We start from the raw sequence: 15,162 nt of genomic DNA, 5'->3' as shown, positions 1-15,162 counted from the left end.
CAGGGTCATCACCTTGTGTCCACCACTTGCGCTTCATACGTTGCGCCGTTGTGTTCAACTTGCTCACCTGCTGTGTACACTTTGCTCGCATTCCAACCATTACCACCCGGGTTTGTGCCAGGATCGACTGGGTCCAGCTTCTCAACCACACGTACTTCAGGCCAATTAGCATGTGAACCATAGAAGTTCGTTACACACTTCTGGTAGTCACCCGGAACCAGTGCAGAATATGCCGTTTGGAAACCCACCAGCTCACATTCAAACGATGCACCACCTGGGCGATCTGAGTAGTACTTCCAGTTACCATCCCAGTTGGTATAGAGCACATCTGTTGCGCCGTTTAGGTTCAAACTACCGTATGGCAGTTGCTGCAACATGTGTTCTTCTCATCCGCTTCAATTGGGATTTGGTAGTGAGAAGACAGCCCTTCCCAGTAACGAATACGGTTTACTGGTTGGCCTTTTTCTTTGTTTTGCTCACCACACTCTATACCGCCGTTGATAACATTAATGGTAGTACCGAAACCATAGCCAATACCCGCATCAATTTCTCGCTGTGATGGCGTCCATGTGCGGTCAATGACATGCAACATCGCAGGCTTAGGCGCTTGTGGTGTTAAGAAGAACCAAATTGCAGACGCTAAATTTAACCAAGAATCCGCCACTAAACCTGGGTTGTTCAATAGTACGGTTGCATCGCCATCGAACATCACTTCAGAGAAAGCGCCATAGTTAAAGTGGTAAGACAACTGTTTAGCACCACGGCCAAAGTAACCTTGCCCTGCTGCACATGGCCAACGCTTGTTCTGCCAATCGTTCTGACCACAGCCCGTTGTGTAACCTTCCTGACCTTCTGCCCAGCCCATCTCACGAACGTGTACTAGTGCTTGCTGCCACTCTTCAAGAGCTAAAGGGTTGTCTGAGATGTTGTCGATGGCAATGTGGCCACCTGTCTCTTGAGCAAAGTGTGCAAACGCCGTCACGATAGATTTTTTACAGATTGCATCAGAATCACGGCCATCGGTGTATTCGCCACAGAAGGCAGGGAATTTACCGATAGCACGTAAGAAGCGTGTATAAGTGTACTCAGGGGCCGCCATTTGAGTTAGGAAGTCCCACTCAGCATGAGGGAATACACGTTCAACGCGTTTTACGTTTGGTGGGTTATCCGCTTTTCCCGGTTCGATCGCTTCAACAATGGTGTTTGGTTGAGTCTCTAGTGCTTTTGACCAGATGGCATACATTGGATCAGAGGTTTTAGACGCTTCAACAGCTTGTATATCGGCTCTTGAGACGACATAGCCCGTTGGGTTTTCTGGGTCGGGTTGGATGTTCATGGTTGCATAACTGTTTGCTGCTAGCAGGGCGCTCACGGCAAATGTTAGCTTGGTTAGCTTAACCATTTTGTCTTCCTTGTTTTACGTTTTATTGGATGCCATGAGAGTAGGTAGCACACGTAAAACAAGGTAGAAGTTTTTGGTCAAAACCGTGAACTATGCGAGTGGAATAGGCCATATACCAACTGGTTTATCATATGTTGCTAATGCAAGCTTGCGATGCTCCGCAGATTCAACGATAAAATTAAACACCCCAGAAAAACAAAAAGCCGCAAACAATGTTTGCGGCCTTTTATTATGCTAACAATTTAATATAGACGAGATTATTCCCATTCAATTGTCGCTGGTGGCTTACCAGAAATATCGTAAACAACGCGTGAGATGCCGTCGACTTCATTGATAATGCGGTTAGACACTTTACCTAGGAAATCGTATGGCAAGTGCGCCCAGTGCGCCGTCATAAAGTCGATCGTTTCTACTGCACGTAGAGACACAACCCAATCGTACTTACGGCCATCACCCATAACACCTACAGAGCGAACTGGTAGGAATACCGTGAACGCTTGAGATACTTTGTGGTAAAGATCTGCGTTGTGTAGCTCTTCAATAAAGATAGCATCAGCACGACGCAGCAAATCACAGTACTCTTTCTTGATTTCGCCAAGAACACGAACACCTAGACCAGGACCTGGGAATGGGTGGCGGTAAAGCATGTTGTATGGAAGACCAAGCTCTAGACCAATCTTACGTACTTCATCTTTAAATAGCTCACGTAGAGGCTCTACTAGGCCCATTTCCATGTCATCCGGAAGGCCACCAACGTTGTGGTGAGACTTGATTACGTGTGCTTTACCAGTCTTAGAAGCGGCAGATTCGATAACGTCTGGGTAGATAGTACCTTGAGCGAGCCATTTAGCATTTGAAAGCTTCTTAGACTCTTCGTCAAAGATGTCTACGAACACGTGGCCGATGATCTTACGCTTCGCTTCTGGATCGCTCTCGCCTTTGAGCGCTTCTAGGAAGCGATCTTCAGCGTTTACGTGAACAATGTTCAAACCAAACTTGTTGCCGAACATGTCCATCACTTGTTCAGCTTCGTTCAAACGAAGTAGACCGTTATCAACGAATACACAGGTTAGTTTGTCGCCGATCGCGCGGTGAGCAAGCATTGCAACGACTGATGAATCAACACCACCAGATAGGCCAAGGATAACTTCGTCATCACCCACTTGTTCTTTAATACGAGCAACCGCGTCTTCGATGATAGATTCAGAAGTCCAAAGACGCTCACAGCCACATACGCCAAGAACGAAGTTCTCTAGCATTTGTAGGCCTTGTTTAGTGTGCGTTACTTCTGGGTGGAACTGAACACCGTAGTATTTCTTCTCTTCGTTAGCCATTGCAGCGTATGGACAAGTGTCCGTTTCGCCAACTTTAACGAAGTCTGCTGGGATCTCGACAACTTTGTCGCCGTGGCTCATCCAAACATCTTGAGTTGCTTCAAGATCTTTAAACAGCGCTGATTCACCAGACACTTTAACTTGCGCGTAGCCAAATTCACGTTCATTCGAACCTGCTACTTTACCACCTAGCTGCTCTGCCATAGTTTGCATGCCGTAACATACACCTAAAACAGGAACACCAGAGTCAAATACGTATTGCGGAGCACGTGGAGAGTTGTCTTCCGTTACACTCTCTGGGCCACCAGATAGGATAATGCCATCTGGATTGAATTCACGAATGTCCGACTCTTCAACATCCCAGCTCCATAGTTCACAGTAAACGCCGATCTCACGAACGCGGCGAGCAACTAGCTGAGTGTACTGAGAACCGAAGTCCAGAATCAGAATACGTTGGTCATGAATATTTTTAGTCATTTTGAGCAGTCTTATCGTTAACCTCAGTCATAAAAACTGGGCTATAGGTTATGAAAACGAGGCGAGTTTACTCGCCTCTCATCAATGCTTCAAGCAAAAAAGCAAACGTTTCCGTCGAATATATAGGTTTTATTTTTACGCCGGTATTTCGCTTAAGAGCAAAGAGAAAGCGCGCAGTTTATAAGTATAAATGAGCACTTTCGATGCCGCTATTGAGCGAAATAGCCAGTAAAAATTAACCTAGACGGTAGTTTGGTGCTTCTTTTGTAATTTGAACGTCGTGTACGTGAGACTCTTTCATGCCTGCACCAGAGATACGTACAAATTCAGCTTTAGTACGCATATCTTCGATTGTTGCAGAACCTGTTAGACCCATGCTTGAACGAAGACCACCCATTTGTTGGTGAACGATCTCTTTTAGGCGGCCTTTGTAAGCGATACGACCTTCGATACCTTCTGGAACCAGCTTGTCAGCCGCGTTATCAGATTGGAAGTAACGGTCAGAAGAACCTTGAGACATTGCGCCAAGTGAACCCATGCCACGGTAAGCTTTGTATGAACGGCCGTTGTAAAGGATAACTTCGCCCGGTGCTTCTTCAGTACCTGCGAACATAGAACCAACCATCACACATGATGCACCTGCAACGATAGCTTTACAGATATCGCCTGAGAAGCGAATACCGCCATCAGCAATTACAGGAATACCGAACTCTGCTGCTGCTTCTGCTGCGTCAGAGATTGCAGTGATCTGTGGAACGCCTACACCTGTCACGATACGAGTTGTACAGATTGAACCTGGGCCGATACCCACTTTAACCGCGCTTACGCCCGCTTCAATCAGTGCTTTTGCACCTGCACCTGTTGCAACGTTACCGCCGATGATGTCTAGGTCTGGGAATGCTGCACGAGTTTCACGAATGCGGTTTAGTACACCTTCAGAGTGACCGTGTGAAGAGTCGATAAGTAGAACGTCAACACCTGCTTCAACAAGAGCAGCTACACGCTCTTCGTTACCAGCGCCAGCACCAACAGCCGCGCCAACGCGTAGACGACCTTGCGCATCTTTACATGCGTTCGGTTTACGTTCTGCTTTGTGGAAGTCTTTTGCTGTGATCATACCTGTTAGTTGGAACTCGTCGTTAACAACCAGTACTTTCTCAACACGAGCGCTGTGCATTTTTTCTTGAACTTCTTCACGAGATGCACCTTCTTTAACCGAAGCTAGGCGATCTTTTGGTGTCATTACTGACTCAACCGTCTTTGATAGGTCTGTTACAAAGCGAACATCACGGCCAGTAATAATACCAACGAGCTCTTTGTTATCAGTGACTACAGGGAAACCAGCAAAGCCGTGTTTTTCTGTTAGGGCCACAACGTCAGCAATTGTTGCATCAGGACGAACCGTTACCGGTGCAGTAACCACACCAGCTTCAAAGATCTTAACCTGACGAACCATCTCAGCTTGCTGCTCAATAGACATGTTCTTGTGGATAAAGCCGATACCACCTTCTTGAGCCAGTGCGATAGCAAGACGTGCTTCGGTCACTGTGTCCATAGATGCAGAGATCATTGGGATGTTTAGGGTGATATTCTTCGTCAGCTGAGTGCGAAGATCAGCTGTGTTTGGGAGAACGGTGGAGTGTGCTGGCACTAGCAGGACGTCGTCGAATGTCAGCGCTTCTTTGGCAATTCTTAGCATTTGCAATATCTCACAATTAGAGGGGTAGAAAGAACAATCCAATCTCATCGTTTCGCATAATGAGGGCAGTCAATTAACCTAAATTGAGCTGCATTTGGATTAGATATTGCGGACGGATTATACGGCTAACGAAATCGCTTGGCTACACATTTTTCTATTTTTTATTTGCAATTACCCCTTGCTATGTATTATATTGCCGCTAATTTCCATACTCACGCCCACGAGATTAGCTGTGTCTTCTCTGACCAATCAAAACATCTTTACTGTCTCTCGTTTAAATTCCGAAGTTCGATTACTGCTCGAAAATGAGATGGGCATTGTTTGGCTGATTGGTGAAATCTCTAATTTCTCTGCGCCTGTTTCCGGCCACTGGTACCTCACTCTTAAAGACTCTCGTGCTCAAGTAAAGTGTGCGATGTTTCGCGGTAACAACCGCCGAGTTAACTTCAAACCTCAGAATGGTAATCAAGTTTTAGTCAAAGCTCGCTTGTCTCTCTATGAGCCTCGCGGTGATTATCAACTGATCATTGAAAGCATGCAGCCAGAAGGTGACGGCCGCTTACAGCAGCAGTTCGAAGAACTAAAGATGAAACTCGCAGGCGAAGGGTTGTTTGCTCAAACCGCCAAGAAACCTCTGCCTGAGCATCCAAAACGAGTTGGTATCATTACTTCCAAAACTGGAGCGGCGCTGTTTGATATTCTCGACGTACTGAAGAGGCGTGACCCGAGCTTACCTGTGGTGATCTATCCGACTATGGTTCAGGGCGAAGAAGCAGCGATTCAAATTGCTCAAGCGATTGGATGTGCCAACAGCCGTAATGAGTGTGATGTATTAATCGTTGGCCGTGGTGGTGGCTCGTTAGAAGATCTTTGGTGCTTCAACAACGAAATTGTTGCTCGCACGATTGCAGCAAGCCAAATCCCGATAATCAGCGCCGTTGGTCACGAAGTCGATGTCACCATTGCTGACTTTGTAGCCGATATGCGCGCCCCAACACCATCGGCAGCGGCTGAACTCGTTAGTCGTGATAACAGCCATAAGACGCAAGCACTGACTGGAATGATCCAGAAGCTGCACAATGGAATGCGTCATTATCTCGCCCATCAGAATGCACTTATTACTCGGCTTTCCCACCAGCTAGATAAACAGCATCCGAACTACCAATTGCAGCGTCAAAGCCAAAGATTGGATGACCTCGACAATCGGCTCAGACAATCAATGGTTCGATATATTGCTTCAAGGCAGCAAGCAATTTCGCGTGCAGAACATAAGATCCAGCTCTCTTCACCAAGCAAAAAACTGGCTGAGCAGAAGCTTCATTTGACTAACAGTCATCAAAAGCTGCTCGACGCAATGGACAGAAAGCTACTCACGACAAGGCACCAGTTGTCATTGGCTGCAGAGAAGCTTGAAACAGTAAGCCCTCTTGCCACACTTAAACGCGGTTACTCGATCACCCAAACCCAAGACGGTCAGGTGATTGATAACGCAGACAAAGTAAAAACGGGCGATCAACTGATCACCCGTTTAGCAAATGGTGTGGTTCACTCAACGGTCAACTAAAGCTTCAAAGCGACTTAAGCTGATACAACAGCTTACTAGTAGATTAGTTAGGCTTGAATTTCTGCAAACTCAAATCTCACTCGAGATTTCGATTTAAGCTCGTTACAGTGGTTGCAAAAATAGCTTGCGGCACCACAGGCTTGTAACTTCTCGAGTTCTTTATCACACTCCGGGCAGTAACCTATCTTTTTATAGTGGCTGTTACACGGTTGGCAAAAGTAGGCTCCATCCCATTCCAGCTCTTTATCGCACTTAGGCAGATATTTTCGCTCATCGTATTACCTATCTGTTCAGACTTATAAGTATCTTACCGCGACATCTAAGCCAAACTTTGATCTTCATCACAGTTAAGTTTCGTCAAATTCGGCGTAAACACTCAGTTATTGCTCAGAGCTAGGCCTATACTAGAGATCCTTCAATACTCGATTTTGACCAACAATGATCGGAACACGATCATCGGCTTTATCCAAACTGATCAGCGATCTGCCCCAAAAAGAATATTTATATAACCACACACCGAAAGCATAAGTTACATGTGCTGTTTTTGGATTTTAAACAGACATTAAATCTTAAAAGTGATATTTAAAGCCATGCTTTCAGCAATATATAAATCGATCAATTTACTGTGTATTTCCATTTACAACTGTGTGCATTTCAATGTTTTTCTCGTCTAGCTTGCGAAGTGACACGCTTAAACCACTAATTTCTTTAATGTTTCTAATATGAGTCCCGCCACAAGGGATTTCCGCATAGTGATCTTCCCCCAGATCGCATCCCCAATAACGTGAGTCAGTCAACTTGTCACCTTCTAAACGCATAGTGATATCGACTTCTCTACTCAACCAAACCTGTAAAACAGCATTCACCTTCTGTTCGACTTCAGCAATATCTTCTATAAATTGCGCGCTGTTCAGTCCACGCTTACGTAATGTCTTACCCAGTCGGTAATGGTCAACACAACGGTCTTCAGTTACAAAACTGTTTTCCTGTGCGTAACTGTTGAAATCAAAATTACCGTGAGGGTCTTTGCGGTCGGCATCTTTACGCCAGTATCCCTGAGCTAATACTTTGTTCAGCGCTAAGTAAGCAAGATGCCCAGCAGTGTGCCCGCGGCTCAATGCCTGCTGATAGTCTTTGTCGACCTGTAAGCCAACCAAGTTGCTTTGGGGAGTAATAAGTCCATCCAGTACATGCACAACAACAAACATCCACCCTTGAGTATCTCGTTTTACGGGGATCTGTTTATCGACATAAAGTTCACCTGTCGCCTCCTCTACTGCTCCGACAAGACAGTCAACAACTTCATGGAAACATCCATCAATGGTCACCTCTCCTCTATCAGCAGGATGATCTGGCCAAATATGGCTGACCGGATGAAAAGGTGTGGTTTCAGTGACTAAGTAAGTTCTCTCATCAGAGTGTTTGACTAATTGAATGGTCGATTCGAGTTGCCAGATTTGCTGACAAAAAGTGACGGTTGTTGGTGTTACTTGAATTGAAGCAGGAGTAGTTGAAGTGGTATTCATCACGGTACAGTTTCTTTTAAATCTGGATGTAAAAAGCCCAAGCAGTTGCTTGGGCTTTCAGGATTATTTTTTGCGGCCCTTCATCATCGTCATCAGGCGCTTACGTTTTCTCTCTTGAGAAAGCGTCATTTTATTGGTCTTACCCTCAAATGGGTTGTCACTGCTTTGGAACTGGATACGAATTGGTGTACCCATGATCTCTAATGACTTACGGTAGTAGTTCATTAGATAACGCTTGTAAGAGTCAGGCAGTTCATTGACCAAGTTACCGTGTACAACGACGATTGGTGGGTTGTAGCCACCAGCGTGCGCGTATTTCAGCTTCACACGGCGTCCACGAACCATTGGTGGTTGGTGATCGTCAGTTGCCATCTTCATGATACGAGTCAGTACCGATGTACCTACGCGAGTTGTCGCAGATTTGTAAGCCTCTTGAACCGATTCAAATAGGTGGCCAACACCTGTACCGTGCAATGCTGAGATAAAGTGAATACGAGCAAAGTCCACAAAACCTAGACGGCGGTCTAGCTCTTTCTTAACGTGTTCTTTCACGTCCGTGTCCAGACCATCCCACTTGTTTACTGCGATAACGATAGAACGACCTGCGTTAAGCGCAAAACCCAGTAGGCTTAGATCTTGATCAGAGATGTTCTCGCGCGCATCGATAACCAGTAGAACCACGTTCGCATCTTCTACGGCTTTCAGCGTTTTCACCACTGAGAACTTCTCTACCGTTTCGTTGATGCGCTTACGGCGACGTACACCAGCCGTATCAATCAGTACGTATTCACGCTCATCACGCTGCATCGGAATGTAGATAGAATCACGAGTCGTACCAGGCATATCGTAAACCACCACACGCTCTTCACCTAAGATACGGTTAGTCAGTGTAGATTTACCTACGTTTGGTCGACCAATGATTGCTAGCTTGATTGGCTGATCTTGAAGGCGCTTGAACTCTTCTTCCGCTTCTTCTTCGGTGTAATCTAGCTTTTCTTCGTCTTCGTCAACAAACTCAGTAAGATCTTCAATTTCACCTTTTGCTTCTTCAATCATTTGCTCAGCAAACGGATTAAGCGCACGGTCGATCAATGCACTAACACCACGACCATGAGCCGCTGCGATTTGGTACATGTTCTCTACACCTAACTGCCAGAAATCAGCAGAAGCGGCGTCAGCATCAATACCGTCAACCTTGTTCACAACAAGCATTGATGGTTTTTCAATTTTACGAAGGTGATTAGAGATAGCGATATCTGATGGTGTTAGACCTGCACGGCCATCAACCATAAACAGCACAACATCGGCCTCATCAATAGCAGCCAAAGACTGCTCCGCCATTTTGGTTTCTACACCTTCTTCGGTGCCATCGATACCACCGGTATCAATCACGATAAATTCATGTTCACCAAGCTTAGCTTGGCCATATTTACGGTCACGCGTTAAACCAGGGAAGTCCGCAACCAAAGCATCACGGGTGCGAGTGAGTCGGTTAAATAGCGTAGACTTACCTACGTTAGGACGCCCTACAAGAGCAACAACAGGTACCATAACAACCTCTAATGTGTTCTTTCTTATGTAGTTATAGGTTAATTAATGTCTGAACATTACGTTGATACATAAGGTTTAAACAACTATTACCTATAACCACACGATTAAATTCTATGCAATAAAACGGCTCCTAGCTGTTACCAGCCAGGAGCCGAATGTGAATTATATCACGTTATTACTGATTGATCGTCAGTTTCTTTACACTGCCTTGACGCGTTACCACGAGGTAACCGTCATCTAGGCTAATTGGACCCACAGCAAAGCCGCTATCGTCTACTAACTGCTGAGCAACAAACTCGCCTGTAGAGCGGTCAATCCAATGCAGATAACCTTCCGCATCACCCACCACAATGTAGCGGTTAATGATGACAGGAGCAGTCAATAAACGGTGCTCAAGTTGGTCATTTGTCCACAATTCAGTACCACTTCGCGCATCAACAGCAACAAGGTGGTCTTTATCTGTAATCAGGAACAGACGGCCACCGTCACTCGCCATATCATTTGCCGATGAATATTTACGCTTCCAAGAAGCTTCACCCGAACGAAGGTCGATAGAGGTTAAATTACCGTTGATACCAACAATGTATAAATTGCCGCCCAACACAATCGGAGATGCATCCACATCAACTAAACGATCAATTTCAGTTGCACCTTGCGGAGTACCAATCGGTTGCTGCCAAATGAGCTGACCACGATCAACGATTGCGGCCGCAAGACGTCCACTTGCTGTTCCCCAGAAAACACCGCCCGATACCGCAACTGGCGTACTGTCACCGCGAAGGGTTAAGTTAGGTACTTCAGTATTGATTGTCCAACGTTCTTCGCCGCTGTCTTGGCTAAGAGCAATCAACATACCACGGCTGGTGTGAACCATGATTAGGTTACTATCAGCAACCGGATCAGCGAGAACTTCGCCATTAACATTCGCTGCCCATAGCTGCTCGCCGCTCTCTTCATCAATCGCAAAGACTTTGCCGTTCTCACTACCGATGTAGATTTTACCGTAAGCTGATGAAATACCGCCAGATAGACGCGCATTGCCTTCTTCACCTAGGTTAAGTTCCCAGATGGTTTTACCTGTATCCGGCTCAAGAGCTTTCACAACACCTTCACGCTCGCGATGAAGACTTTGCCATAAGCGTATTCTGGGGACAAATTTGAAAAGAAATGCCCAACACCATCGCCAATTGAGGTGCTCCAGCTTTCTCCAGAGGTGAACTCGCTTTGTACTACAGGCAGCGGAGCCATAATAATAGTATCTTCTTCACCGGCACAGCCAGCAAGGACACCTATAGCCATCGCCGAAACAAGAACTTTGTTCAACAACTTCTTCATTAACAACTGCCCTTCTACTTGGCTAGATCATCCAGCTTCATTTGCAACGCTTGGCTAGCATCTGATGACTGCTGAGCTTCTGTGTATGCTGCGTAAGCGGCGTCTTTGTCACCACTTCGCAATGAAATATCACCACGCAGTTCAGCCACACGGCCAGCCCATGAAGTGTCAGTGATGCTACCTAGCTCAGCTAAAGCAGTATCGAAGCTGTTTTGCTCAGCGTAAAGGCGCGCAAGGCGGTATGAGACCAAAGCCTTTAGCGCTTCATCTTTAGAGCTGCCTTTCGCCCATTCAAGCTGTGCTACGGCTTCATCCAAATGACCTGCTTCCACTTGAACTTTAGCCAGTTGAAGCGCTGCCAGTGTTGCGTATTCAGTGCCAGCGTTTGAATCGATAAAGCTTTGTACTGACTCTTCAGCCGATGCACCTTGTGTTTGAAGTGCAGTCACAGCAGTCGTGTAAGCTTCTGAAGCCGCTTCTTGGCCAGCCGTCAATGTATCTTGGTAGTAGCGCCAGCCTAGTAGGCCGCCTAAACCTAAAACAGCACCAAAGATGACTGCTTTACCATTTTCCTTCCACCAATCTTTGATGGCTTCAACCTGTTGTTCTTCAGTATCGTAGACTTCCACTTCCTGTCCTCATAAATCAATAAAGCGGTGACCTTTGCCACCACTTGTTATGTTCTTAAATTCCGATGTTTTTCAATGCGACTGTTGTTTCAGCCAATAGTTAGACTAAATCAACGAGCTTCGCACTGACTTCAGCTTGGCTTACTGTGTCTTGTGTACCACCGACAAGATCTTTTAATACCACAGTACCATCAGCCACTTCGTTCTCACCTAGCACAAGAGCCACTGCTGCTCCGGCTTTGTCAGCACGCTTAAACTGCTTCTTAAAGTTACCGCCACCGAAGTGACTCATCACGCGCAGACCTGGCACCTGTTCACGTAGCTGTTCAGCTAGCTTCATACCCGCCATCATAGTGCCTTCGCCCGCCGTCACCATGTAGACATCAACACTGCGGCGAACTTGTGTTAGCTCTAGCGTTTCTAGCATCAGAACTAGACGCTCTAGGCCCATTGCGAAACCAACAGCCGGAGTGTCTTTACCACCCAACTGTTCAACGAGACCATCGTAACGACCACCACCACACACGGTGCCTTGTGCACCTAAGCTTTCAGTGATCCACTCAAAGACAGTGCGGTTGTAATAATCAAGACCACGCACCAAGCGTTCATTAACTGTGTATTCGATACCTGCAGCGTCTAAAAGTTCACATAGACCTGCAAAGTGTGCCTTAGATTCCTCACCTAAGTACTCAGAAAGACGAGGAGCATCACCTAAGATAGCCTGAACGTCTGGGTTCTTAGTATCCAAAACACGCAGTGGGTTAGTGTGCATACGACGCTTGCAGTCGTCATCCAAAACATCAATGTGCTGCTCTAGAAAAGCAACCAGCGCTGTGCGATAGCTAGCACGGTCGTCTAAAGAGCCAATCGAGTTCAGTTCAAGACGTACATGCTTATCGATGCCTAGTTCACGCCATAGACGTGCAGTCATCATGATTAATTCAGCATCAACGTCAGGGCCATTAAGACCAAAAACCTCAACACCACATTGATGGAACTGACGGTAACGACCTTTTTGAGGACGTTCGTGACGAAACATTGGGCCCATGTACCACAGACGTTGTTCATCACGGTTAATTAGGCTGTTCTGAATACATGCACGAACACAACCTGCTGTCCCTTCTGGACGAAGCGTTAGGCTATCACCATTGCGATCTTCGAAGGTGTACATCTCTTTTGAAACTACGTCAGTTTCTTCACCAACCGCACGGCTAAATAGATTCGTTTCTTCAACGATTGGCATACGAACTTCGTTGTAACCGTATGCGCTAACGACTTGCTTGACCGCGTTTTCTAGCTTCTGCCAAAGTGGAGATTGAGTTGGAAGGCAGTCGTTCATGCCTCGAATAGCTTGGATTGTTTTTGCCACAATAAATACCGTAATTGTTTGGCTTAGCGCTGATTGTTTTTGCTATCAGCGATAAGATTAATCTTGTTGTTTGATGTCGATGCGATTTGATTCGTCTAATACCGAGGCCTTCGCACGTATTTTCGCTTCAAGTTGGTCAACCAAATCATCGTTGTCAAAGCGCTCTTTTTGACGCTTACCGTCTTCGTAGAATGCACTCTTGCGCGCACTGCCCGCTAAACCAAGATGAGACACTTCTGCTTCACCAGGGCCATTAACGACACAACCGATAATCGAGACATCCATTGGCGTGATCACGTCTTCAAGACGTTGCTCCAAAGCGTTCACTGTACCAATCACATCAAACTCTTGACGAGAGCAGCTTGGACACGCAATGAAGTTTATACCACGAGAGCGAATTCGTAGAGACTTCAGAATATCAAAACCCACTTTAATCTCTTCAACGGGATCCGCAGCAAGGGAGATACGCAGCGTATCACCAATACCTTCAGCCAACAGCATACCCAAGCCAACAGAAGACTTCACCGCCCCTGCGCGAGCGCCGCCCGCTTCAGTGATACCAAGGTGCAAAGGTTGATCAATTTTCTTGGCCAACAAACGGTACGAATCAACTGCTAAGAAAACGTCTGAGGCTTTCACGCTGACCTTAAACTTATCAAAGTTAAGACGATCAAGAATATCCACATGGCGCATTGCCGATTCCACAAGCGCTTCTGGCGTTGGTTCGCCATACTTCATCTGAATATCTTTCTCTAATGAACCGCCATTGACACCAATACGAATTGGAATGTTTTTATCGCGTGCGCAATCCACAACTGAACGAATACGATCTTCGTTGCCAATGTTACCTGGGTTGATACGTAAACAGTCCACACCGTATTCAGCTACTTTCAAAGCAATACGGTAGTCAAAGTGAATATCAGCGACAAGTGGGATAGAGACTTGCTGCTTGATCTGCTTAAACGCTTCCGCAGCATCCATAGTAGGAACGGATACACGAACGATGTCTGCGCCTACATTTTCTAGTGCTCGGATTTGAGCAACTGTGGCTTCGACGTCTGTCGTTCTGGTATTCGTCATTGACTGAACGGCGATAGGAGCACCATCGCCGATCGGTACATCACCCACATAGATACGAGTCGATGGGCGACGTTTAATTGGAGATTCGTATTGCATATTAACTTCTAGGTAAGGTAAATCTTGCTACTTTTCCTGAAGTATACCCAGAAAGGTCGACAGGTTCACTTCCAAATGTCATAGAAACATTTTCTGGCGCCCCTAGAATGACACTAAATGGCGCTTCACCTGTTAAATCTAACGTCTGTCCACCCTTTTTAATGCCCGTCGACAACGTTTTGCCCGTGGCATCTTTCACTTGAATCCAGCAGTCGGCAATGAAGTTCATCGATACGTTATTCGCGATCGTGGCCTCTACCGTTTCAGGCTCAGCAGCAACTACTTCCGTCACAGGAGCCTCAACTTCAGGTAGCTGAGTCGGTACGGGTGCTTCTGCTTGCTCTTCCACTTCTGGAAGGGTGACAGGTTCTGGTGTCTCAACTTCCGGTAAAGTAACAGGCTCAGCAGGTTCTGTGTTTTCTAATTCAGGTAAAGTCACTGGCTGGGCGCTTTCATTGTCGCCATCTGATGCAACGACATCACCATTAAAGTCAGTAAACGCCGCAGTAGCAGGCGCCGCTTCTACTTCTTGCACCACTTCTTGTTCATCAATAAAGGTCAACGTGTCCTGCTGTTGATTCTGCCATACCCAATACGCCGATATGCCGATAATGATTGCACCAATACCCCATGTCAGGCTCATGATACGGCTGTCATGCTTCTCTTGATTGGTTTTCTTAGAAAAGCTCTTCATATTGTGACCATGAACTTCAGGCTCACAACCGTCATCAAACGCACATAGCACCATCTCTTCATCTAAGTTGACGGCTTTGGCATAAGAGCGAAGGTAGCCGCGAGTAAAGGTAGCCACTTGACCGTTTTCGAATTGATTAGATTCGATATTTTGAATGATGGAAATGCGCAAGCGAAGGCGATCAGCGATTTGCTGTTGGGTATAGCCCAACTCTTCACGCTTATTTTTAAGTAGCGTGCCGGCTTCTACTTTAGGTGATTCGTGAGAGTCTGATTGTGGGGATGATTCTTCAACAATTGTATTTTGTTCAGTACTCATAGAGTTTGTACTTCTCTGTCGTCTGTTTTCGAGAGCTATGCTTTAATTCAATGCTTTAATTATTTTTTGTTAGTAGCTTTACTAAACT

The 15,162-nt window shown here is 46.1% G+C and carries 9 protein-coding genes and 3 pseudogenes; 1 reads left to right on the top strand and 11 read right to left on the bottom strand.

Features of this window, described 5'->3' with window-relative positions; translation table 11 throughout:
* The 3 genes and pseudogenes from UA76_RS17270 to guaB form a co-directional block, all read right to left on the bottom strand.
* Positions 1-1,402, bottom strand: a pseudogene (locus UA76_RS17270) (chitinase); the annotation flags it as partial.
* A 257-nt stretch (positions 1,403-1,659) separates the two neighbouring features.
* Complete coding sequence (guaA, locus tag UA76_RS17265; protein ID WP_047048696.1) at positions 1,660-3,213, bottom strand: glutamine-hydrolyzing GMP synthase; 1,554 nt, start codon at positions 3,211-3,213, stop codon at positions 1,660-1,662.
* Between the two features lie 235 nt (positions 3,214-3,448).
* Positions 3,449-4,912, bottom strand: coding sequence for an IMP dehydrogenase (guaB, locus tag UA76_RS17260; RefSeq protein WP_047048693.1), 1,464 nt, complete (start codon positions 4,910-4,912; stop codon positions 3,449-3,451).
* A 232-nt stretch (positions 4,913-5,144) separates the two neighbouring features.
* Between guaB and xseA the strand changes: the two genes are divergently transcribed.
* Positions 5,145-6,476, top strand: coding sequence for an exodeoxyribonuclease VII large subunit (gene xseA / locus UA76_RS17255; RefSeq protein ID WP_047048689.1), 1,332 nt, complete (start codon positions 5,145-5,147; stop codon positions 6,474-6,476).
* Positions 6,477-6,523: 47 nt separating this feature from the next.
* Here xseA and UA76_RS23165 read toward each other — a convergent pair.
* The 8 genes and pseudogenes from UA76_RS23165 to rodZ all read right to left on the bottom strand — a co-directional run bounded on the left by UA76_RS23165 (position 6,524) and on the right by rodZ (position 15,074).
* Positions 6,524-6,750: pseudogene (locus tag UA76_RS23165) on the bottom strand (zinc ribbon domain-containing protein).
* Between the two features lie 346 nt (positions 6,751-7,096).
* A complete protein-coding gene (locus UA76_RS17250) occupies positions 7,097-7,972 on the bottom strand; it encodes a metal-dependent hydrolase (RefSeq protein WP_047048741.1) in 876 nt (291 codons plus the stop codon).
* 93 nt (positions 7,973-8,065) lie between these two features.
* A complete protein-coding gene (der, locus tag UA76_RS17245; protein WP_047048686.1) occupies positions 8,066-9,553 on the bottom strand; it encodes a ribosome biogenesis GTPase Der in 1,488 nt (495 codons plus the stop codon).
* Positions 9,554-9,728: 175 nt separating this feature from the next.
* A pseudogene (bamB, locus tag UA76_RS17240) lies at positions 9,729-10,888 on the bottom strand (outer membrane protein assembly factor BamB).
* A 14-nt stretch (positions 10,889-10,902) separates the two neighbouring features.
* On the bottom strand, positions 10,903-11,517 hold the full coding sequence (locus tag UA76_RS17235) for a YfgM family protein (RefSeq protein ID WP_047048683.1): 615 nt from the start codon (positions 11,515-11,517) through the stop codon (positions 10,903-10,905).
* Positions 11,518-11,617: 100 nt separating this feature from the next.
* On the bottom strand, positions 11,618-12,886 hold the full coding sequence (hisS, locus tag UA76_RS17230; protein WP_047048680.1) for a histidine--tRNA ligase: 1,269 nt from the start codon (positions 12,884-12,886) through the stop codon (positions 11,618-11,620).
* 57 nt (positions 12,887-12,943) lie between these two features.
* Positions 12,944-14,062 carry a flavodoxin-dependent (E)-4-hydroxy-3-methylbut-2-enyl-diphosphate synthase gene (gene ispG / locus UA76_RS17225; protein WP_047048677.1) on the bottom strand — a complete coding sequence of 373 codons (1,119 nt, stop codon included), beginning with the start codon at positions 14,060-14,062 and terminating at the stop codon, positions 12,944-12,946.
* A 1-nt stretch (position 14,063) separates the two neighbouring features.
* Complete coding sequence (gene rodZ, locus UA76_RS17220; protein WP_047048675.1) at positions 14,064-15,074, bottom strand: cytoskeleton protein RodZ; 1,011 nt, start codon at positions 15,072-15,074, stop codon at positions 14,064-14,066.
* Between the last annotated feature and the right edge of the window lie 88 nt (positions 15,075-15,162).

The sequence above is a fragment of the Vibrio mexicanus genome, from assembly GCF_001012815.1.
Taxonomy (GTDB): domain Bacteria; phylum Pseudomonadota; class Gammaproteobacteria; order Enterobacterales; family Vibrionaceae; genus Vibrio; species Vibrio mexicanus.
This window is presented reverse-complemented; position numbering and strand designations above follow the sequence as displayed.

What these genes read in the sequence shown, in the direction of transcription:
- ispG (WP_047048677.1), bottom strand. Translation starts at nt 14,062, where the DNA reads ATGCAATACGAATCTCCAATTAAACGTCGCCCATCGACTCGTATCTAT.
- der (WP_047048686.1), bottom strand. Translation starts at nt 9,553, where the DNA reads ATGGTACCTGTTGTTGCTCTTGTAGGGCGTCCTAACGTAGGTAAGTCT.
- rodZ (WP_047048675.1), bottom strand. Translation starts at nt 15,074, where the DNA reads ATGAGTACTGAACAAAATACAATTGTTGAAGAATCATCCCCACAATCA.
- guaA (WP_047048696.1), bottom strand. Translation starts at nt 3,213, where the DNA reads ATGACTAAAAATATTCATGACCAACGTATTCTGATTCTGGACTTCGGT.
- guaB (WP_047048693.1), bottom strand. Translation starts at nt 4,912, where the DNA reads ATGCTAAGAATTGCCAAAGAAGCGCTGACATTCGACGACGTCCTGCTA.